Origin of the sequence: Mesobacillus boroniphilus JCM 21738 (assembly GCF_000517385.1) — a bacterium.
GTDB lineage: Bacteria > Bacillota > Bacilli > Bacillales > Cytobacillaceae > Mesobacillus > Mesobacillus boroniphilus.
Genome location: NZ_BAUW01000031.1, coordinates 1 through 21,411, shown reverse-complemented (window position 1 = coordinate 21,411; position 21,411 = coordinate 1). Strand labels below are relative to the sequence as shown.

Here is a 21,411-nt window from a genome sequence, read left to right as displayed (position 1 = left end):
CCAACGGGCATCCCAGGAGGGTGCCCGTTATTTAATTGTCCCTCGACCCGTTTTTTGTTTTATATCTGACATCCCGGATACCAGTATGCGCAAATAGTTAATTTAAAAGATCTGCTGCGAGCTGGGCAAGAGATGACCTTTCTCCCTTTACGAGCTGGACATGACCTGCGATTTGCTGGTCTTTGAACTTTTCAACCACATAAGTCAAACCATTATTATAGGCATCCAGATATGGGTGATCAATCTGGTCAGGGTCCCCCATCAAGACAATTTTACTGCGCTCCCCCACCCTGGTCAGAATTGTTTTAATCTCATGCTTTGTCAGGTTCTGTGCTTCATCAATGATGATGAATTGGTCCGGAATGCTCCTACCCCTTATATATGTTAATGCCTCTACCTCGATTGAACCCATCCCTGCCAGTATGGCATCAAGTTCGCCCGGTTTCTTTGTATTGAAAAGGAATTCAAGGTTGTCATATATAGGCTGCATCCATGGTCTGAGCTTTTCTTGCTTTTCACCAGGCAAAAAGCCAGATCTTTACCTACTGGCACAATCGGCCTTGCTACAAGCAGCTTTTTAAAAATTCCCAAGTCCTCAGTCTGAAGCAGACCTGATGCCAAAGCGAGCAATGTTTTTCCAGTACCTGCACGCCCTATCAATGTGATCAAAGGCATGTCTTGTCGTAAGAGGAGTTCCATAGCCATGATTTGCTGTACATTTCTTGGTTTGATTCCCCAAGTGTGCTTACCTTCATGTTCAAAAACAAGCTTTTTTACTTTTTTATTTTTTGTATCTACCATGCCTATTGCGGATGCAGAGCTGCGAGAATGTCCTTCATGATCACGAACTGATTTGGGTAAAAAAAAGTTTTGCCCCTTTAAATCAGAGATGTTAAGTTCCCCTTTTTCATAAAAATGATTTAGTTCTTCTATCTGTATATACACTTCTGCGTAGCCCGAATACAGATGATTAATTTCCACGACCCTGTCGCTTAAAAAGTCTTCGGCAATCAACCCTATTGCATCTGCCTTTACTCGGACAAGCGCGTCCTTACTGACCAGTATTACCGGACGCCCAGCTTCCTTCGTTTCTTCTTCAAGACTTAAGTTTTTAGCAACAGCCAATATACGATTATCATTTGTTTTTTCAACAAATATTTCCTGAAGTTGATGAAAGGATCGATGGTTCAGCTCGATCCTGAGCGTCCCTCCACCTTCAAGATTGATTTTCTCATGAAGCTTCCCCGTCTCCCTCATTCCATCTATGAGCCTTGAAACCTGGCGCGCATTGCGTCCAATCTCATCCATATATCTTTTCTTTGAATCCACTTCCTCCAGAACTACAGCAGGTATGACAACTTCATTGTCTTGAAAGGAAAAAATCGCGTGCGGATCCTGTAGTAAGACGTTTGTATCCAGTACGTATATTTTACTCAAATTGATGCCTCCCGCCTTATTGATCTCGACTCTGGCTAACTTGGCAGCCTTGACCGGGACTTTGGTAAAATATATGACTTTTTGAATAAAGATAGAAGATATTTTGCACAATAACCTTTGAGCATTTCTTTTTTATATAACATTCCTAGTTGTTCAAAGGATTTTTAACGAATAAATAACCGGAGGGGTCTATGATGATAAGATTGGTTGCTGTAATTTCGTTTACGTTGCTTTTAGCTGCGTGCAACGGGCAAAACAACGCAAAGAATGACGAAGATCACAAGGTCAAGGTCCAGAATAGTGCGATTGAGAAAGTTGACCGTCAGTCTGGGCAGCAGATTTCCCGCCACCTTGTGGACTTGACCACACATATCCCGAATGTTGATGATGCTGCTGCTGTAGTGGTTGGTCGCTATGCTATTGTGGGTATCGACGTAAATGATAAGATGGAGCGATCTGAGGTAGACACTGTTAAATATACGGTTGCGGAAGCCCTAAAAAAGGACCCTCATGGTGCACGTGCAGTAGTGGTTGCAGATCCTGATATCACAGCGAGGTTAAGGGAGATATCTGAGGATATACAAAACGGCCAGCCAATCCAGGGAATTATGAACGAACTTTCAGATATAACCGGAAGAGTCATGCCAGAGGTTCCTGCAGATATGATAGAACCGCAGACTAACAGCCCGACTGAAGATCCAAAGAAGAATCTCAACAAAGAAGAACAAAAACAATTAGAGAAGGATCAGCAGCAACAATCCAACTACCATAAATGACAAAAAGTGCTGGGCTGGACACTAATCTAAGTGGTTATAAAATAACAAAAAAGCTTAGTCAATTGACTAAGCTTTTCTCATTGCATCCATTACCTGCTTATCAAGACGCGCTGCTGCATCTTTATCGTATGTCTTGTCATATTGAGGTTCAGCGACGATTTTTGATCCATAGAACATAACGTCCCTTACTTCGCTGATATTGATTTCGACTAACGCCAGCTTTAAAGGTACACCTTCAAGTTTTTCTTGCTGGACGCTGGCCGTTCCGCTGATTGAATATGTAGATTCATTTGCGATTAGGTTGATTACTGCTTTGTCATTACTCTTGATATTATCGATGATTCGAGAGCGGTTATCCACCGCAAAATAAACGGTACCCTCATCCTTTGCAAGCACCCAGGAAATCGCGCTGACATTTGGGCCTCCTGTTTCGTGGTCCACTGTCGCCAAGGTGACAAAACGCTCTTTTTGCAATTCATCAAACAACGGTTTGATTAGTTTAGGTTCTACTTGATTTGCCATATTCACCCTCCTTAAACTATCATAATAGTACTACGAACTCTTTAAGCAGAGCAAATCAAATGATTTTCTCTGCTAAGGCTCCAATCAATGATATACTATAATATAATCAAAACTCAATCAGGCTATGTATGATAATTATTAATAAGAGGTGTAAGCATGAGAGTCAAATGTGTACTGTGCGACAAAATCGAGAATATTAACAGCGATACCCTTCAGGCTAAGCGGCTTCGAAACCGGCCGATCCATACATATATGTGCGAAACATGTAATGAACGAATTGCTGATAAAACCAACAACCGTATCGCAACGGGTAATTTCAGGCTATACCGTTCCCGGGTGACGAAGGATGATTGGTGATTGTGATTGATTATTTGTAATTCCGAACAATTTTGTGCGAGATCTTAGGCTGATTCAGGCAGTTTATGAGTCTGGTGACTCAAAGCTGTCTGAGTTCAGTGCTTTTCTTGACAGCTTTTCTGCTTTGCACCTCAAACCTGTCATAATAACGTGCTTTTCTTGACAGCTTTTCCGCTTTCTACTTCAAACCTGTCACAATTCCGTGCTTTTCTTGACAGCTTTTCTGCTTTGCACCTCAAACCTGTCATAATAACGTGCTTTTCTTGACAGCTTTTCCGCTTTCCGCTTCAAACCTGTCACAATTCCGTGCTTTTCTTGACAGCTTTTCCGCTTTCCACTTCAAACCTGTCATAATTCCGTGCTTTTCTTGACAGCTTTATGTGCTTTCAGCTCAAACTGAATTCAACTATCCGTTTGACAAGCAAAAGCACCAAATCTACAACAAAATCCGCCCACTTACGGGCGGATTTTTTCAGTCTTCTTCAGGATAGTTTACGTATTTGTCTGGTTCTTGCCTGATTTGGTCAAGCATGACTTCGATTAGATCGCGTGGGAATCGGTATTCTTTAGAATTACCTTCCTGGACGACAGTGACATAATACATTAGTGCGTCCCGTTTTAATTCTTTTGAATCGACATTATGTTCTTCGGCAAGAATTTGTTCGAATAACTGTGTTGTTGCTTGAGCAGCTGTATCTTCTGGCCGAGCATCGCTGACAATTTTGATTGTCAGCCAATTATAAATTGCATCCTGGAGTGATTTCATATCGCAACTCCTATTTGACATTTGCTTCTGCTTTTTTATGCTGTCGCAGCCTGAGCTTGTAGATGATCAGGATGAGTGCAGCGACCACAAGTCCTTCCGTGATTGGAAGGAAGATAGCAAGGAAGGTTAGGACTGTAGAGCCAAGCAATAGAAATACATAGATGATAATACTTTTCAGCAATGGCAGCTTCTGTGCAAACCCAAGTTTATAAACAAGGATGCTCAGAGCGGCAATCGTCAGGTAAAGGATCCACATACCTACCGTAGGGTTGTCATCTACCCTGAATAATGCTGCAAAAAATGATAATCTCTGGCTTACATCCATACTTCTTCCCCCTATTTAATTAAGCTTCAGCGAATTTTTTCTTTTTCGCCTGTCTTTCACGCTCGTTCTTATCAAGAATCTTTTTACGAAGTCTGATTGATTCTGGAGTTACTTCGCAATACTCGTCATCGTTCAAGTATTCTAATGATTCTTCCAGAGTCATGATTCTTGGCTTCTTGATGACAGATGTCTGGTCCTTATTAGCAGAACGAATATTAGTTGCTGCCTTTACCTTCGTGATATTAACAGTAATATCATTTTCACGTGTATGCTCACCAACAATCATGCCCTCATAAATTTCAGTTCCTGGCTCAACGAAAATTGTTCCGCGGTCTTCTACCTGCATGATTCCATAAGTTGATGATTTTCCTGATTCCATTGAAACAAGAACACCCTGGCGGCGTCCGCAACCTGGCCTTGAAGCATCGGCTGATAGCTGTCGAATGTATGGTTAATGATACCATATCCGCGAGTCAATGTTAAAAATTCTGTTGTGTAACCGATAAGTCCGCGTGCTGGTACATTGAAAATCAATCGAACCTGGCCGCTTCCATTGTTGATCATGTCGAGCATTTCGCCTTTACGTGCACCGATTGATTCCATGATAGATCCTGTATGTTCTTCAGGAACATCAATCTGAACGCGTTCAACTGGCTCACATCTTACACCATCAATTTCCCTTACGATAACTTCAGGTTTTGACACTTGAAGCTCATAACCTTCACGACGCATGTTTTCAATCAGGATTGATAAGTGAAGCTCACCGCGTCCTGACACGATCCATGCGTCTGGTGAATCTGTATTATCAACTCTCAAGCTTACATCAGTCTGAAGCTGGGCACGAAGTCTTTCTTCAATTTTCCTTGAAGTTAAGTATTTGCCCTCTCTTCCGGCAAATGGACTGTTGTTTACAAGAAACGTCATTTGAAGCGTAGGCTCATCGATCCTTAGAACTGGCAGTGCATCCTGCTGGTCAAACGGACAAACTGTTTCACCAACATTGATATCTTCCATTCCCGAAACGGCAATCAAATCACCTGCATATGCTTCCTGTACTTCCTGACGCTTTAATCCGAAGAAACCAAAGATTTTCGTTACGCGGAACTGTTTCACTGAACCGTCAAGCTTCATTAATGCTACCTGCTGGCCAACTTTCATCGTTCCTCGGAATATGCGGCCGATACCAATTCTGCCTACGTAGTCATTATAGTCAAGAAGGGCTACCTGGAATTGAAGAGGCTCTTCACGGTTATCAACAGGAGCAGGGATATGTCGATAATGGAGTCATACAATGCCTGCATGTTTTCATCCTGTTTTTCAGGGTCCGTGCTTGCTGTGCCGTTGATTGCAGATGCATAAACAACCGGGAACTCAAGCTGGTCCTCATCTGCTCCTAATTCGATGAACAAGTCTAGGACTTCATCAACAACCTCAGAAGGACGAGCAAAATCACGGTCAATCTTATTAACAACAACAATTGGTGTTAAATGCTGTTCAAGAGCTTTCTTCAAAACAAAGCGTGTTTGCGGCATGCAGCCTTCATATGCATCGACAACGAGCAATACGCCGTCAACCATTTTCATGATACGCTCAACTTCGCCGCCAAAATCAGCGTGTCCCGGAGTATCAAGAATGTTGATACGTGTATCATTATAAGAAATAGCTGTATTTTTCGCGAGGATCGTTATTCCTCGTTCTCTTTCCAAATCGTTCGAATCCATTGCACGCTCTTCCACATGCTCATTTATACGGAATGTGCCTGATTGCTTCAGAAGCTGGTCGACCAATGTCGTTTTACCGTGGTCAACGTGGGCAATGATCGCTATATTTCTAATATCTTCTCGTAATTTCAAAAAAGTCACCCTGCCTTTAAATTCATAATTTATCTTTTGGCTTTTTACACAACTTATATATTATAACACAATAAGAGTGGAAACCTATAGGCAATTTAATGTACAATTAAATATATTATTATTTGCATCAAATGTCGAATGGGGGATTCACCTTGAATCAGATAAAATGGCCATTATTATTTTTCGCATTTGCAGCAGCTTCATGCATGATTGGTATTGGAATCGCCATTGGTGAAAGAAGCGTTGCCGGTACGTTCGCATGTATTATCGCATTGGTTTTCGTAATGGGATTCGGTTTTAAGAAGAAAAAGAAGATGAGAGAAGCAGGAGAACTCTAATCAGACTTAAAGTGCAACTACCGGCTGAATTTCCAGCCGGTCAGTCTAGGGGGCGGACCATAATCAAATAGATTTCGCCCTTGTTTTCTTCTGTTTTGAATTGTTCAAAGCCGCAGTCTGTAAGGAAGTTGGACCACTCATATTCATCGATTGGAACAGCGGCGAAAAGTGCATTTTGCCCATTCAATTTAAATTCATTGGAGAGATAGTCCATAATCGCTGATGCGATTCCTCGCCGTCTCTCCTCCGCTTTTACCAATATTGTGCCAAGCCATGGCTTTTGGTTGGAAGGAGAGGATTCTACATGAAAAGAAATTGCCACAGGATTTCCTGTCGTTTCCCAAACTCTCCATTCGCCAGACAAGTCATCATATTGCCCAATGTATTTCTCAATGGACAAACCCTGCAACTCATTTTTACTCCACTTAGAACTCGCAGATATAAGATCCTCAAAAAACGGCAGATCTGAGTATTTAAATCGCCGCCATGTTGAAATTACCAATTTCCACCCTTCAAGTAATGCTTCAGGATATCACCGTGCAGGCCTGGCTTTGACACAAATAAGGAATTCTGGTTGAGCATATCCAGATCATCACCTCTCAGGTCAGTAGTTTCTCCACCAAGTTCCTTTATAATGATGATCCCAGCCGCAATATCCCATGGTGCTAGCCTTGGAGTCAGATAAGCATCTATTCTTCCCGTTGCGACATACACCATTTCCATGGCCGCTGAACCGTAGGAACGAGTCCCTCTCACATCTTTAACAATGGGTATAAGCAATTCGTGATCTATCTGTTCGTTCGGGGCTACCCAGGTTGCATTGAGAGCAATAACTGCTTCACTCACCTTTGCTTTTGTAAGTTTCGGAATAGATTTTTCGTTTAAATAAGCTCCTTGGCCTTTTACACAATGATAGAGTTCGTCATGGACGACATCATAAATAAGACCAATCATTCCTTCCCCGTCAACATAAATGCCGATTGAAATTGCGAAATTCCGCTGTTGGTGGACAAAGTTCATGGTTCCATCGATTGGGTCGATAATCCACACAACCCCTGTTAGAGATTTCACTTCATCTCCGTACCCTTCCTCCCCCATGATGCGATGGCCCGGAAAAGTACCTTTAATTTTTTCGGTAAAATATTGCTCTGTCCCTTTATCTATATCTGTAACCAGATCATTCGGATTTGATTTCGATGTGACATTCAATATCTTCGGAAAAGATGCCCTGATATTTTCACCAGCCTCTTTAATCCATCTCTTAGCATATGTATCAATTTCCTCCAGATTATATTCCATTCAGCTTCCCCCCGTTCATATATTTTACGTACACTCAAGCTTTTGGAATCTATTTTAGCTTATCGGATTATCTTCGTTTTCATCAAGTATTAGGATTCCCCTTCCCATCTTCATAACATGCAAAACTTCTAAAAAGTTAATGACCCTATAGAAGCTTGTCACACCATTTATCACTAGGACATAAGAAACGAACTCCATCAACTTTACAGGAGTTCGTCAAGTGTCTCGGTTGCTGCAGTTTTCCATTTTTCTCACCATCATATATTACCTTATTCTTTCGTAAAACAACATAGCTATTATAGAGCTTTTAAACGTAATAATTCTTGTCGAATTCGTTCGAGTTTCTGTTTACATTCTTTCATTTTCGATTTATCAGAATCTGTCATGGCGTTAAAAAGGGTGGCTAATTCGTAATCCATTTCCAATCGTAGTACAGCTGTTCTCTGGACCTCACCATTTTTCTTCCTTGTTGAATTTATAAGTTGTTTCATGAATTTACACTCCTCTTTTAATTTCTGATTTTTTATTTATTGTATGAATTTTCAGATGGCAGTGGTACAAATTTGTGCGTATACCCAGAACTCGGAAAAATGCCTGTCGCTTCTTTTTTTAAAAAGATTTTGCTACAATATTTGACAAAGTACTAGGAGGTTTTTATATTGCCATTTTCAGGTTTTGAACAATCAGATTTCGATGTTTTTAAAATAGACGGTCTCGACGAAAGAATGGATGCCTTGAAATCCCAGATCCGCCCTAAGCTAGAGGAACTCGGCCAGCACTTCGCTCCCACGCTTTCAGGCATTGCCGGTGATGAGATGCATTACCATGTTGCAAAACATGCCCGAAGAACGAAGAATCCGCCTAAAGATACGTGGGTAGCTTTCGCCAGCAATCCAAGAGGCTATAAGATGCTGCCTCATTTCCAGATTGGATTGTGGGAGACCCATGTCTTCATCTGGTTTGCTGTTATTTACGAAGCACCTGAGAAAGAGGCAATCGGTAAAAAACTTGAAGTGAACATTGATTCCATCTACACACGCACTCCTAAGGATTTCTATTGGTCAATCGATCATATGAAGCCTGAAGCCATGATACACAGTGAGCTTTCCAAGGAGGACCTTCGCTCAATGTTCAAGCGCCTTCAAAGCGTTAAAAAAGCTGAAATCCTCTGCGGTCTGAATATTCCTCGTGAGGAAGCCGTCAAACTAAGCGGTAAAGAATTGCTTTCTAATATTGAGTTTGTATTTAAAGAAACATTACCCCTATATAAATTGGCATAAACCATGAAATGCGCAGGCGACTGCCCAACTCCGACAAGCGCTGCCCGCCTAAAACGCCACATCGTGTGGCTGGCGGGTCTAGCACATCGTGTGCCCCGGAGGGCCTGACAGTGAAGTCGGTCTTTGACTTCATTGACAGGATCGAAGCGAATCGAGGAAATAGGAGCCGGAGCTGGACAAAAGAAAGAGCCCATTTTGCATGGGCTCTTCCTCCACATTTATCTGATTTTTATCTTTTCGCCTGACCCGGTTTCTTTAATTGCTTTTACTGCCTGGTATGGTACGTAGCCGCTTACTTCTTCAAATTCATTGAATAGAGTTTTTTCCTCGGCCTTTCCTGGGACAATTTCTTTAAAACGCCTGTAAGCGTCCAGCAATGCATCCCGATCGATTCCTTTTTCATATACTTTTTCAATACATTCGTAAAAGTGGATGACATCAACAATTTCATCTGTGGACCATGTGTAATCAATTGGATATTGGTATTCCATTATTTCACCTGCTTTTTGTGCAATGATAGGAACCTTCTGCTCCAGTGCATTCCTTTTATGTTAATCGATTTTACCGTTATTTATTTTAGAGCGCAAGGAAATCGCAGGTTCATCTTCCCCATTTCGTTCTTATTTCTTCAGCTTCGTTGATAATTCTGCCAAATAGCTCAGCTACTGTAGGAGAATCCTTAATTAATCCCATCACCTGGCCTGCCCAGCCGAACCCGTTTTCATCATCACCTTCATATATATACTTGCGGTTTGCACTTCCGCTTATCAAGGTTTTTAAATCCTCATAACCGCCACCTTGTTTCTCTATTTCAAGAATTTTTTCTGTCAATGGATTGGCAATCGCTCTTGCTGGCATCCCCAACGTTCTCTTTATTACTGTGGTATCATTTTCGGTACCTTCAACCAGTTTCTGCTTGTACAGCTCGTTCGCATGGACACATTCTTTAGTAGCTATGAAGCGGGTTCCCATTTCAATGCCCTGTGCGCCCAGCTCAATGCCGCCATTAGTCCTCGTCCATCTCCAATTCCTCCTGAAGCAATTACAGGTATGTTGACTGCATCAACAACGGAAGGAATGAGCACCAACGTTCCGATATCGCTCTTTCCTAGATGTCCGCCGCCTTCCTGGCCGACAACCATGACTGCGTCCGCTCCCAGCTCCTCTGCTTTCTGTGCCTGTCTTTTCGCGGCGACAAGCACGAGCTTTTTAATATTTGTTCCTTTTAACTGTTCAAAAATTGGTGCCGGGTTACCCCCTGTCATCGAGATAACAGGAACACCTTCTTCAATAGCTACATCCAGATAATGCGAAAACGGCCTGCCATGCTGGCCAATCGCAAAATTAACTCCGAACGGCTTGTCAGTCAGCTTTCTCACTTGATGTATTTCATTCCTTAACGCGTCTGGATCGGGAAGGGACATTGCAGTTATCTGTCCTAATCCTCCAGTATTGGATACAGCTGCGGCCAATTCTGAATAGGCCAGATAAGCAAGACCTCCCTGGACAATTGGGTATTGAATACTTAATAGGTTCGTTACTTCAGTATTCCAGTTCATACTCTCTCTCCCTCTCAACCTTGTTTCAATCATAACTTCTATTTTCATAGCTCTTTTTCCTGTTTCTTTAATATTTTGGTCTCTTTTGATATTCTGAATTTCTTTGCAAACACCTTGATTAGTGCTATAATGCATGTGTTTTATTTTTTTAAAAGCAAAACCTAATCATAACCTATAAATAAGTAAATCCAATACAATAAAGAGGTGTGATCATCAATTGTCACAAAAAGAGACACCGTTGTTTACCAGCCTATTAAAACACGCAGAAAAGAATCCGATTCAGTTCCATATTCCCGGTCATAAAAAAGGAAGGGGTATTGACCCGGAGTTCAGAGAATTCATTGGTGATAATGCACTTTCCATCGATTTGATCAATATCGGGCCCCTTGATGACCTGCATTCTCCTAAAGGCATCATCAAACAGGCTCAGGAGCTGGCCGCTGAAGCATTTGGTGCTGATCATACTTTCTTTTCAGTACAGGGAACAAGCGGCGCAATCATGACCATGATCATGACAGTTTGCGGACCTGGTGATAAAATCATCGTACCGAGAAACGTGCATAAATCGATTATGTCAGCTATCGTTTTTTCCGGTGCCATTCCAATCTTCATCCATCCTGAGATAGATATGAAGCTCGGAATCTCTCACGGAATCTCCACTGATTCAGTCGAGAAGGCGTTCGAACAACACCCAGATGCAAAGGGTCTGCTTGTGATCAACCCAACATATTTCGGCTTTGCAGCTGACCTGAAAAAAATTGTTGAGATTGCCCATTCATACGATGTCCCAGTTCTCGTGGATGAAGCCCATGGCGTCCATATCCACTTCCACGAAGACCTGCCACTTTCAGCTATGCAAGCTGGCGCGGACATGGCAGCAACGAGCGTCCATAAGCTTGGCGGATCAATGACGCAAAGCTCGATCTTGAATGTAAAAGAAGGTTTGGTATCGTCAAAGCGTGTTCAATCTATAATCAGCATGCTGACGACTACATCTACTTCTTACCTCTTGCTTGCATCATTGGATACGGCGAGAAGAAGGCTTTCTATTGAAGGAAGAGAAATCATTGGCCGCACGATTAAATTAGCACAGTGGATCCGGGAACAGGTTAATGACATCGAGCACCTTTACTGCCCAGGAGAAGATTTGCTGGGTACGAACGCTACGTATGACTTTGATCCAACAAAAGTACTAATCAGCATAAAGGATTTAAACATTACAGGATATGAGGTCGAAAAATGGCTTCGTGAAAAATACAATATCGAAGTTGAACTTTCAGACTTATACAATATCCTTTGCATCATCACCCCTGGTGACACTCAAAAAGAAGCTGAGATTCTTGTTCAGTCATTACGTGAGCTTTCAAAAGAATTCCACCACCTTGCTGAAAAAGTGCATGCAGAAGTTATGCTTCCTGACATTCCGTTATTGGCGTTGACACCTCGGGACGCGTTCTACGCGGATACCGAAGTGGTGCCTGTAGAAGAATCGGAAGGACGAATAATTGCGGAATTCGTTATGGTGTATCCACCTGGGATTCCAATTTTCATACCAGGAGAAATCATTACCGAAGAAAACCTTATATACATCAAGACCAATATGGAAGCCGGCCTTCCAGTACAAGGCCCGGAAGATGATGAACTTAAATCATTCCGGGTAATCAAGGAACACAAAGCAATTAGATAAAAAAGAAGGGCATGCAGTATGCATGCCCTTTTATCTATTTTTATCTTTCCTCTGCACCTTCATGGTCGCAGCAGTTACATTTTTTTGAATATAAAACCGTTACTTTCTCATCTTCGAAATGGTCAATTGTTGCATTGCAAGTTTGACAAACGATTGTTCCCATATTTTCAAACTCCTTTTCGTATTGAATTTTGAAAGCGCTTTTAATAATTTCTAATTATATAATAATATAACACTATTAAGATTTCAAGTCTAAATTGTATAACACTTTTATTTTTTATTGGGTATTTTTTGTTATTTGTACACATAATATATGTATCACTAATAATTAGTATGACACTTTTACAAAAAAGTGAAATTATTGATTTCACTTTCCTCAATTAAATACAGCAAACTAAAAACAGGCCTACTTGGCCTGCTCTTCTCTCCAGCTTATTCGTACTGAGTCTGGAACGGTGCTGTTGGCAATTCTTCATTGAAAAATAATGCAAGGTCCTCAGCCTGCCGGACTTCAGTAATATGGAATGCTTTTTGCAAATATTCTACGTCTTCAATGTCCATAGGGTCGAGGAGTGCTGAACGCCCCGTCTGCATGCAAACTACAAGAGGTTTCCCGAAAAACATATTGGTATACACGATTCCAAAATCATAACGGGTATCATAAGTAGTAAACCCCACAAACCTGACGTGAACCTTTTCGTGCTCATCATAAAGCTTATCGAATAGTTCCATTTGCCTCCTCCTTTTTAATTAATTATTTAGAATATTATTATAATTCATTTTTGACCAAAAGGCAAGTGCTAAGGAAGCTAAAATCCTTTTATTCTATTGTCAATGCTTTTTCAGGAGTGATAAAATGATGGAGAATAGAAAGGAAAAGGGGATTGGACGATGTCTAGTAATGCTTATATCAAACTTGTACCATCATCATCTCAGCAAGCCATTTCCACCGATGATCTGAAGGATTTATTTAATTACTATAAGGAAATAACCGCTAAAACCGGCGACCAGGTGGATTGGAATTATGAAAATTCCGCATTTCCTTATGACCTGAAGGAAAAAGAGGATGGTAAGGGCACATGGTTTTATCTGCAATCATCCCAGGACCGTTATAATGCAATTCTAATTGGCGTTGACAAAGAGACAGTTGTCGACGAAGACGGGACAGAACGCGAGCAATCATACATACAAATTACCCTGCCTCCAACAGCGACAGCTGGGGATAAGGGAAAAGCGAACGAATTCAGTAAATTTATCGGTAAAAAATTGCAGGGTGAGCTACATTTATTCAATGGAAGAGTTATGTACTTCTATCCACGCAAATAAAGATACTTTCGCTTTCATGGTATCTCCATAATAAAAATCTTAAATAGTTCGCACCAAGGGACTGTTTAAAACATCAAAAACGGCTGCTATTGAGCAGCCGTTTCTTTATTTGCCGGAGTTTCGATTTGAGTTGGATCAACGATTTTAAACCCTTTATTTTGCAGGCCTTTTACGATATCACTAAGGGCTGCGCTTGTCCACTGCCTGTCATGCATCAGCAAATTGGCGCCATTCCGGAGCAGTGGTGTATTTACCATAATATCCGCAAGAGCTTCCTTTGATTGATAATCCTTTTCCCAGTCATATCCGTAGGTCCAATTCATAAGCAGCAATTTTTCATCAGCGGCTACCTGCTTGCTATAATCAGTGTTCATTCCAAACGGAGCCCTGAAAAATTGTGGTCTTTGTCCAATAAGTTCCTCAATCATGTCATTAAGGTCTACTATCTCTTTCCTTTGTTGTTCCTCAGATAATTCTCTCAACGATTTATGGTTATATGTATGGTTTCCAATCGGAAAGCCCATTTGATGAATCTGTTTAAGAACTTCCCCTTCTTGAGGAGTGTCAAGGAAATGGCCATTCACAAAAAAGATGGCTTTTACATTCAAACCTTTTAACGTTTTGGCCATCTCGAGAGCATTTTTGTCCGGCGCATCATCAATTGTCAATAAAACTATTTTTTCATCAGGGTTGTTGATATTTTGGATAGAAAAATCGTCTTTCATTTCATACTGAGGTGCTGCTAGTACAACTTCTTGGCTCTCTGCAACATCTCCAGAAAAACCCTCAGCTGCTACTGGACCTTCTGTTTCCTGCTTTTCTTCAGCGGCTTTTTCCTCTTTTTGGACTTGTTCTTTATCTTCTTCACTTGTACCAATTGGTTTCTGTGCTTCTTCTGCGGCTCCACATCCAGCTAAAATAATTGAAGCTGATATTGCAAATAATAACGTTCTTTTCAAGATTTTCCCCTCCTGCTGGTGTATCTTTGCTGACAAGCTGATGGCTTTATTTTTTTTAGGAAATCCATAAAGAAGAAATAAAAGACATTGTCATATGAAGTGATACATAAATGGCAAGGCTTAAGACCGTTATAAAAAAAGTTTGTCTCGCCGATTTCACTATATTATTGCCTATTATTATAGCTAAATAGAAAAACACCAAGAACATAATACCATTATAAATTGGATGATCGTGTTTGGATAGCCATTCTATTAAGGTATATCCACTCCAGATAATTAATTGAAGCAGCAATACTGCATACACCTTCAAACCTTCCACCACCATGTCTAAATTATCTTTTTCCCCAGTCTCTTTAAGATAAACATACAGATTTTTTTACTAGTATATGTCCGGTTGGTGTGGATATTTTTCATTTATGTAACAAATCAATAACATTCCATTCTTTTGGAAATTGCTGTGATAGAATATGGACAACCAGTAACTCGTCTGAAACAATAATCCGAAAAAAGTGAGGCAAAGATAAATGAAAAGTTTGTCTTTTGTTTTTGTCGCTACGTTCCTATTTCTTACGGCTTCATGCAACCCAGTCAACGATTCAGATCAATTGGAGCTTAATGAAGATATAAAACAAATCGTTTTCTTTTCCGATGATGAGAACTATAAACAAGAAGCATCCTACTATGATGCCATAATAGAATTAAAGAAAGAATATCCTGCCGAATTTGAGAATATTGTTGTCATTTCCGCAGCTAACGCCAATAAATACTATGATCTTTTTAAGGTGAATAAATTCCCGGCAATCCTGATTGTCCACCAGGAACAGGTCCTTGCCAATGTGAATGGCATTGTCTCAAAAGATCAAATCATCGAACCTCTATCAGCTGTCCTGAATAATGATTAAAGCTTTTGTTTCTGATGTATTTCCCGTTAAGAAGCGGGAGTAGTAAGCATAAAAGCCCCGAATCAAAATGTTGCCAATAGTTTCAATGAGCAATAATCAATGCGAAAACAGCCATAAATAAAATCTTTCCATCTAATCAGGAAAGGATTTTTATGTTTATTTTATGATATGAATTGGATTTCCAAGTGCTACCTCTGCAGCTTCCATTGTAATCTCACCGAGTGTTGGGTGAGCATGGATTGTCATTGCCAGGTCTTCAGCAGTCATGCCTGCTTCAATTGCTAGACCAAGCTCTGCGATCATGTCAGAAGCATTCGAGCCAGCGATTTGCGCGCCGATAACGATATCATCTTCTTTGCGTGTGATTAGCTTCAGGAAGCCGTCAGTCTGATTAAGGGACAGGGCACGTCCATTAGCTGCAAATGGAAATTTAGATGCTGTAATATTGATGCCTGCATCTTTCGCTTCCTGTTCGGAATAACCAACGGATGCTAATTCTGGATCAGAAAATACAACTGCTGGGATTGCCAGGTAGTCGATTTCTGATGGATGTCCAGCGATGGCTTCAGCAGCAATTTTACCTTCGTAAGATGCTTTGTGTGCTAGTGGCGGTCCTTCGACAATGTCACCAATCGCATAGATGTTGCTCACACTTGTGCGGCACTGTTTGTCGATCTTGATAACACCACGGTCAGACATCTCGATGCCAACCTGTTCAAGGCCTAGCTCGTCAGTGTTAGGCTTTCTTCCTACCATGACAAACACATAGTCTGCTTCAATTTTCTTCTCTTCACCGTTTGCTTCATACGAAACTGTTACACCAGAATCAGTCTCTTCGACACCCTTTGCAAGTGCCTTAGTGATGATTTCTGCACCCTTCTTCTTCAGGTTGCGTTTTACTAGACCTGACATTTGCTTTTCAAATCCATTAAGGATTTCGTCTGCGCCTTCAAGGATTGTCACCTTAGTGCCAAAGCTTGCGTATGCTCCGCCAAGCTCAGTTCCAATGTAGCCTCCGCCGATAACAACGATGCTTTCTGGAAGCTCCTGAAGATTAAGTGCTCCAGTTGAATCAAGGACGCGCTTAGAGTATTTGAAAGCTGGAATTTCGATTGGCCGAGATCCAGTAGCGATGATTGCATTTTTGAAAGTATATGTCTGGGCTGAATTTTCATCCATTACACGAATCGTATTGGAATCAACAAAATAAGCTTCTCCATTTACGATATCGACTTTGTTGCCCTTCAATAGACCTTCGACTCCGCTAGTTAGTTTTTTGACTACTCCAGCCTTAAACTCCTGAACTTTAGAGAAATCAAGCGTTACGTTTACAGCTTTGATACCCATGTCTTCAGAATGCAAAGCGTTTTCGTATCTATGTCCTGCAGAGATCAAAGCTTTTGAAGGAATACATCCTACATTCAAGCACACTCCGCCAAGAGTTGCTTTTTCTACAATTGTTACTTTTTGGCCCAGCTGGGCAGCGCGAATCGCTGCCACATATCCGCCAGGACCGGCACCAATGACAAGAGTGTCAGTTTCAATTGGAAAATCTCCTACTACCATTTTTTACCCCTCCATTAACAATAGTCTGGATCGTTCAATAGGCGCTTGATGTGATTCAAAGCGTGCTGTGCAGTAGCGCCGTCAATCATACGGTGGTCAAAGCTTAGGGAAAGCGCCAGTACAGGAGCAGCCACAATTTCTCCATCCTTGACTACTGGCTTTTCTGCAATACGGCCGATTCCAAGGATTGCAACTTCCGGATGGTTGATAACTGGTGTGAACCATTGTCCACCAGCAGATCCGATGTTCGTGATTGTGCAAGAAGCACCTTTCATTTCATCTGGAGCAAGCTTGCCATCACGAGCTTTTCCGGCAAGTTCATTGATTTCATTGGAAATAGTGAATACAGATTTACGATCAGTGTCTTTCACGACTGGAACAAGCAAGCCTTTATCCGTGTCTGCTGCAATACCAATATTATAGTAGTGCTTGTGAACGATTTCGCTTGTCGCATCATCTAATGATGTGTTCAATGCTGGATATTCACGCAATGCACTTGTTAATGCTTTTACCACATATGGAAGGAATGTAAGCTTGATTCCTTTTTCTGCAGCCACTTCTTTGAACTTTTTGCGATGTGCTACGAGCTTTGCTACATCCACTTCGTCCATCAAAGTAACATGCGGTGCTGTATGCTTGGAGTTAACCATTGCTTTAGCGATCGCTTTTCTGATTCCGCTCATTTTTTCGCGTGTCTCAGGGTATTGTCCTTCTGGAATTGCCTGAGCCGTTACAGCTTTTGGCGCCTCTTCTGCTTGTGTTTCCTGTACTTGTTCTGCTTGCGGTGCAGCTGCTGCCGAAGCCCCTCCACTTAAGAAGCTGTCGATATCATCTTTTACGATTCGGCCGTTCTTGCCTGAACCGGCAACCTGACGAATATCCACGCCTTTTTCACGAGCATATTTACGGACAGATGCATTGCCACGATTCGACGGTTTGGATCAACCTCCGCTTGCGGAGCAGCCGCTGCGCCAGCACCTGTTTCAGCTGCAGGAGCAGGAGCTTCTGTTGCTTCTTTTTCAATCTTTTGACCAGCTTCTAATGTAGACTGAACCTGAGCTTCCGTCTTTTCCTGTTTAGGCTGTTCAGCAGGTGCATGTTCCTCGTCACCTTTAAACTTAAGGTCTTCATATCCTGGTGCATCAAAAGTTACAAGTACCTGTCCAACTGTTGCAACTGTTCCTTCATCAACTAATACTTCTTCTACTGTGCCTGCAACTGGTGAAGGAATTTCTACTACTGCTTTATCATTCTGTACTTCACAAAGTACATCGTCTTCCTGAACTTTATCTCCAGGTTTTACGAACCATTTGACGATTTCACCCTCGTGAATGCCTTCGCCGATGTCTGGCAGCTTAAATTGGAATGCCAATGGAATTCACCCTCCTAAGTTTTTTCAAACCTTTATAATTTCTCCGAATTTTAGAAAGTAAGTACTTTTTTAGCTGTTTCGATTACATCTTTGTAGTTTGGCAGCCAAACAGATTCTGCTTGAGAGAATGCGAATACTGTATCTGGAGCTGCTACGCGCAACACAGGTGCTTCGAGGCTAAGGATTGCACGATCATTGATTTCTGCAACAATCTGTCCAGCCATGCCAGCCTGTTTTTGTGCTTCCTGAACTACAATCGCTCTTCCTGTTTTTTCAACAGAAGCGATGATTGTTTCAATGTCGAAAGGCATTACTGTTCTTAAGTCGATGACTTCTACAGAGTAACCCTCTTTTTCAAGCTCTTCAGCTGCCTTTAGTGATTCGTGGACCATTGCACCATAAGTGATAATTGAAAGATCTTTTCCTTCACGCTTTACATCTGCTTTTCCTAGTGGAATTGTGTACTCTTCTTCCGGTACTTCTTGACGGAAAGAGCGGTAAAGCTTCATGTGCTCTAGGAATATGACTGGATCGTTATCACGGATGGATGAAATCAACAAACCTTTTGCATCATATGGAGTTGATGGGATTACAACCTTTAGGCCAGGCTGCTGTGCAACCATTCCTTCAAGGCTGTCAGCGTGCATCTCTGGAGTATGTACGCCACCGCCAAATGGTGAACGGATAGTTACTGGTGAGCTGTAGCGGCCGCCCGAACGGTAACGCATACGAGCCATTTGCCCTGCAATGGAATCCATAACTTCGAAAACAAAGCCGAAGAATTGGATTTCAGGAACAGGACGGTAACCTTGAAGCGCAAGACCAATCGCCAATCCGCCGATACCGGATTCTGCTAGCGGTGTATCAAATACACGATCTTCTCCAAATTCATTTTGAAGACCTTCAGTCGCACGGAATACACCGCCGTTGACGCCTACGTCTTCCCCGAATACAAGTACGTTTGGATCGTTCTTCATCTCAACGCGAAGAGCGTCTGTAATTGCTTGAATCATTGTCATTTGAGCCATGGCTTACTTCGACTCCTTCTCTTTATATATTTCATACTGTTCTTTTAAGTAGTCTGGCATTTCTTCATACATGATTTCCATAAGGTCAGTTACTTTTTGCTTAGGAGTATCATCCGCTTCTTTGATAGCGTTTTTGATTTCTTCTTTTGCTTTTTCGATTGTTTCGTTTTCCATATCTTCAGTCCACAGGTTTTTCTTTTCCAAGAACTTACGGAAACGAACTAATGGATCTTTCTTTTCCCATTCATTGTCCAAATCAGCTGTACGGTAACGAGTAGGATCATCACCAGCCATTGTATGTGGACCGTAACGGTAAGTCATTGTTTCGATCAATGTAGGGCCTTCACCGTTAACTGCACGTTTACGTGCTTCAAGAGTAACTGCGTAAACTGCAAGCGGGTCCATTCCGTCAACCTGAATACCAGGGATACCAGCAGCAACAGCTTTTTGAGCAATTGTCAGTGAAGCAGTCTGCTTTTCAACTGGTGTAGAAATCGCGAAACGGTTGTTTTGAACGAAGAAGATAGCTGGTGCTTTGTATGCACCTGCAAAGTTGATTCCCTCGTAGAAATCACCTTGAGATGATCCGCCATCACCTGTGTAAGTTACAGCAACTGCTTGTGCTCCACGCTTCTTCATTCCAAGAGCAACACCAGCTGCCTGGACGTATTGAGCTCCAATGATGATTTGTGGTGAAATGACATTTACTCCTTCTGGGATTTGATTACCCTTGAAGTGTCCGCGTGAAAACAAGAAAGCCTGTGTTAACGGAAGGCCATGCCAGATCATTTGGGGAACATCGCGATACCCAGGAAGGATAAAGTCTTCTTTTTCAAGTGCAAATTGCGATGCAAGCTGGGAAGCTTCCTGTCCTGCTGTAGGAGCATAGAATCCCAGTCGTCCCTGGCGGTTCAATGAAATTGAACGCTGATCGAGAATCCTTGTATAAACCATACGCTTCATTAATTCCTGTAATTGCTCGTCCGAAAGCTCAGGCATTGCCGCTTCATTTACAACTTCGCCCTCTTCATTCAAAATCTGGAACATTTCAAATTGGCTTTCAACATTTTCGAGCTGCTTCACTGCATCAAAAGTTTTGTTTTTCGTTTTAGATGCCATCAGAGCCACCTCTTCCTTTCATACTTCATGAATTTTAATTGAATATACAAAAATAGGTTACCCAATATCAGGATAAACTTCCCCGGGTTTCTAAATACATGTCAGAGCTGAATTGTTTTTTGGCCGATTAATAATGAAACAAGAAGTTTTTTAAAAAAACTCCCCTGGAACACCGATTGAACACACCATTCTATAGTTTTCCACAGATTCACTATAAAAAAACTTTTATTTGTCCATTCTTATTCCACAAATACTGTATTAGTGAAAAATAAAAATTGATTAATACAATCCGCTCATTCGTTTTTTAGTTTACAATACGAAAATAAGTCCGTCAAATACTATGTTTCATCTTTTTAAATTTTATTCACTATCGGTATGTTATTATCACAATAAAGTAACTGTATTACCGTTTATTATTTACTGTACTATAATAATTCACTTTTAATGCAAACTGTATTAGTGCTGTATATTGGGTTCAAAGGCCAATTGCAGGCATGAATATTCCCCAGGTTCTTTACTTGTGTTTTTTTATCTTATGGCTCTTTTAAAGTCGGCTGTTGATTTTCGTTCCAGGCGCTTCACTTTCCGGGGAAGAATTATGAAAAAGCCCAACTGCCGGCTTTTTCAAAGATCAAATTCTTCCTTGCAGTCGGGGAGCCTCCTCGGCGCTTAATGCGCCTGCGGGGTCTCCCCATGACTTGCTCATTCCGCAGGACATTGAATGAGCTTCCCCGAAACTGCCCACGCACGATGAAAATGCGTTAGCATTTTCGGAGGAGTCTTCGCGCTTTCAACTACAATCAACGTTGCTTTATAACACCTTGGGCTTTAACAGAGCCTATCTTATAAAAATGAACAAAAAGCGCAAGCGCTTGGTCAGCCCCGACAAGCGTTGGAGGGCCGACCGGTGAAGTCGCTCTTTGACTTCATCGGGCGAATC

At 41.6% G+C, this 21,411-nt stretch carries 20 protein-coding genes and 4 pseudogenes; 7 read left to right on the top strand and 17 right to left on the bottom strand.

The window, feature by feature from the left end:
- Window positions 1-97: 97 nt before the first annotated feature.
- Window positions 98-1,437 (bottom strand): annotated as a pseudogene (locus JCM21738_RS10545) (PhoH family protein).
- A gap of 191 nt (window positions 1,438-1,628) precedes the next feature.
- Between JCM21738_RS10545 and JCM21738_RS10540 the strand changes: the two are divergent.
- Window positions 1,629-2,213 (top strand): YhcN/YlaJ family sporulation lipoprotein, encoded by a 585-nt coding sequence (locus JCM21738_RS10540; protein ID WP_321172026.1) that lies wholly within the window; start codon window positions 1,629-1,631, stop codon window positions 2,211-2,213.
- A gap of 66 nt (window positions 2,214-2,279) precedes the next feature.
- On the opposite strand, the gene JCM21738_RS10535 is transcribed toward JCM21738_RS10540, so the two are convergent.
- Window positions 2,280-2,735, bottom strand: coding sequence for a pyridoxamine 5'-phosphate oxidase family protein (locus JCM21738_RS10535; protein WP_023615054.1), 456 nt, complete (start codon window positions 2,733-2,735; stop codon window positions 2,280-2,282).
- Window positions 2,736-2,891: 156 nt separating this feature from the next.
- Between JCM21738_RS10535 and JCM21738_RS23270 the strand changes: the two genes are divergently transcribed.
- Entirely contained in the window at window positions 2,892-3,092 is a 201-nt protein-coding gene (locus JCM21738_RS23270) for a YlaI family protein (RefSeq protein WP_023615055.1), read from the top strand.
- 472 nt (window positions 3,093-3,564) lie between these two features.
- On the opposite strand, the gene JCM21738_RS10530 is transcribed toward JCM21738_RS23270, so the two are convergent.
- From JCM21738_RS10530 to typA, 3 genes and pseudogenes are all read right to left on the bottom strand, one after another.
- Entirely contained in the window at window positions 3,565-3,858 is a 294-nt protein-coding gene (locus JCM21738_RS10530; protein WP_023615056.1) for a hypothetical protein, read from the bottom strand.
- Window positions 3,859-3,868: 10 nt separating this feature from the next.
- The gene (locus JCM21738_RS10525; protein WP_023615057.1) at window positions 3,869-4,183 is read right to left on the bottom strand and encodes a YlaH-like family protein; all 315 of its coding nucleotides are present in this window, start codon (window positions 4,181-4,183) and stop codon (window positions 3,869-3,871) included.
- A gap of 19 nt (window positions 4,184-4,202) precedes the next feature.
- Window positions 4,203-6,036, bottom strand: a pseudogene (gene typA, locus JCM21738_RS10520) (translational GTPase TypA).
- A gap of 152 nt (window positions 6,037-6,188) precedes the next feature.
- Between typA and JCM21738_RS10515 the strand changes: the two are divergent.
- Window positions 6,189-6,374: a YlaF family protein gene (locus JCM21738_RS10515; RefSeq protein WP_023615059.1), complete on the top strand. Its 186-nt coding sequence runs from the start codon at window positions 6,189-6,191 to the stop codon at window positions 6,372-6,374.
- A 40-nt stretch (window positions 6,375-6,414) separates the two neighbouring features.
- Here the strand turns inward: JCM21738_RS10515 and JCM21738_RS10510 are convergent, their stop codons facing one another.
- The 3 genes from JCM21738_RS10510 to JCM21738_RS10500 form a co-directional block, all read right to left on the bottom strand.
- Window positions 6,415-6,876 carry a GNAT family N-acetyltransferase gene (locus JCM21738_RS10510; RefSeq protein ID WP_232215868.1) on the bottom strand — a complete coding sequence of 154 codons (462 nt, stop codon included), beginning with the start codon at window positions 6,874-6,876 and terminating at the stop codon, window positions 6,415-6,417.
- The gene (locus JCM21738_RS10505; protein WP_023615061.1) at window positions 6,870-7,673 is read right to left on the bottom strand and encodes an inositol monophosphatase family protein; all 804 of its coding nucleotides are present in this window, start codon (window positions 7,671-7,673) and stop codon (window positions 6,870-6,872) included. Before JCM21738_RS10505 ends, JCM21738_RS10510 begins: the two co-directional genes overlap by 7 nt.
- Window positions 7,674-7,969: 296 nt before the next feature.
- A complete protein-coding gene (locus tag JCM21738_RS10500) occupies window positions 7,970-8,164 on the bottom strand; it encodes a YkzI domain-containing protein (protein WP_023615062.1) in 195 nt (64 codons plus the stop codon).
- Between the two features lie 168 nt (window positions 8,165-8,332).
- Here JCM21738_RS10500 and JCM21738_RS10495 point away from each other — a divergent pair, with 168 nt between their 5' ends.
- Window positions 8,333-8,953 (top strand): YktB family protein, encoded by a 621-nt coding sequence (locus JCM21738_RS10495; RefSeq protein WP_023615063.1) that lies wholly within the window; start codon window positions 8,333-8,335, stop codon window positions 8,951-8,953.
- A 218-nt stretch (window positions 8,954-9,171) separates the two neighbouring features.
- Here the strand turns inward: JCM21738_RS10495 and JCM21738_RS10490 are convergent, their stop codons facing one another.
- Both JCM21738_RS10490 and JCM21738_RS10485 read right to left on the bottom strand, forming a co-directional pair.
- Window positions 9,172-9,444 carry a UPF0223 family protein gene (locus JCM21738_RS10490; RefSeq protein ID WP_023615064.1) on the bottom strand — a complete coding sequence of 91 codons (273 nt, stop codon included), beginning with the start codon at window positions 9,442-9,444 and terminating at the stop codon, window positions 9,172-9,174.
- Between the two features lie 109 nt (window positions 9,445-9,553).
- Window positions 9,554-10,512 (bottom strand): annotated as a pseudogene (locus JCM21738_RS10485) (NAD(P)H-dependent flavin oxidoreductase).
- A gap of 217 nt (window positions 10,513-10,729) precedes the next feature.
- Between JCM21738_RS10485 and JCM21738_RS10480 the strand changes: the two are divergent.
- Entirely contained in the window at window positions 10,730-12,199 is a 1,470-nt protein-coding gene (locus JCM21738_RS10480) for an aminotransferase class I/II-fold pyridoxal phosphate-dependent enzyme (RefSeq protein WP_023615066.1), read from the top strand.
- Between the two features lie 40 nt (window positions 12,200-12,239).
- Here JCM21738_RS10480 and JCM21738_RS10475 read toward each other — a convergent pair whose 3' ends face one another.
- The gene (locus JCM21738_RS10475; protein ID WP_023615067.1) at window positions 12,240-12,362 is read right to left on the bottom strand and encodes a GapA-binding peptide SR1P; all 123 of its coding nucleotides are present in this window, start codon (window positions 12,360-12,362) and stop codon (window positions 12,240-12,242) included.
- A gap of 269 nt (window positions 12,363-12,631) precedes the next feature.
- On the bottom strand, window positions 12,632-12,931 hold the full coding sequence (locus JCM21738_RS10470) for a DUF3055 domain-containing protein (protein WP_023615068.1): 300 nt from the start codon (window positions 12,929-12,931) through the stop codon (window positions 12,632-12,634).
- A gap of 159 nt (window positions 12,932-13,090) precedes the next feature.
- Here JCM21738_RS10470 and JCM21738_RS10465 point away from each other — a divergent pair, with 159 nt between their 5' ends.
- Entirely contained in the window at window positions 13,091-13,525 is a 435-nt protein-coding gene (locus JCM21738_RS10465) for a DUF1885 family protein (RefSeq protein WP_023615069.1), read from the top strand.
- 86 nt (window positions 13,526-13,611) lie between these two features.
- On the opposite strand, the gene JCM21738_RS10460 is transcribed toward JCM21738_RS10465, so the two are convergent.
- Window positions 13,612-14,484, bottom strand: a complete 873-nt coding sequence (locus JCM21738_RS10460) for a polysaccharide deacetylase family protein (RefSeq protein ID WP_023615070.1) — start codon at window positions 14,482-14,484, stop codon at window positions 13,612-13,614.
- Between the two features lie 524 nt (window positions 14,485-15,008).
- Here JCM21738_RS10460 and JCM21738_RS10455 point away from each other — a divergent pair.
- Window positions 15,009-15,386: a hypothetical protein gene (locus JCM21738_RS10455; protein WP_023615072.1), complete on the top strand. Its 378-nt coding sequence runs from the start codon at window positions 15,009-15,011 to the stop codon at window positions 15,384-15,386.
- A gap of 156 nt (window positions 15,387-15,542) precedes the next feature.
- Here JCM21738_RS10455 and lpdA read toward each other — a convergent pair whose 3' ends face one another.
- The 4 genes and pseudogenes from lpdA to pdhA all read right to left on the bottom strand — a co-directional run bounded on the left by lpdA (window position 15,543) and on the right by pdhA (window position 20,471).
- Entirely contained in the window at window positions 15,543-16,952 is a 1,410-nt protein-coding gene (gene lpdA, locus JCM21738_RS10450; protein ID WP_023615073.1) for a dihydrolipoyl dehydrogenase, read from the bottom strand.
- 3 nt (window positions 16,953-16,955) lie between these two features.
- Window positions 16,956-18,324 (bottom strand): annotated as a pseudogene (locus tag JCM21738_RS10445) (dihydrolipoamide acetyltransferase family protein).
- 50 nt (window positions 18,325-18,374) lie between these two features.
- Window positions 18,375-19,352 carry an alpha-ketoacid dehydrogenase subunit beta gene (locus tag JCM21738_RS10440; RefSeq protein WP_035209342.1) on the bottom strand — a complete coding sequence of 326 codons (978 nt, stop codon included), beginning with the start codon at window positions 19,350-19,352 and terminating at the stop codon, window positions 18,375-18,377.
- Between the two features lie 3 nt (window positions 19,353-19,355).
- Window positions 19,356-20,471 (bottom strand): pyruvate dehydrogenase (acetyl-transferring) E1 component subunit alpha, encoded by a 1,116-nt coding sequence (pdhA, locus tag JCM21738_RS10435; protein ID WP_023615076.1) that lies wholly within the window; start codon window positions 20,469-20,471, stop codon window positions 19,356-19,358.
- Window positions 20,472-21,411 lie beyond the last annotated feature (940 nt).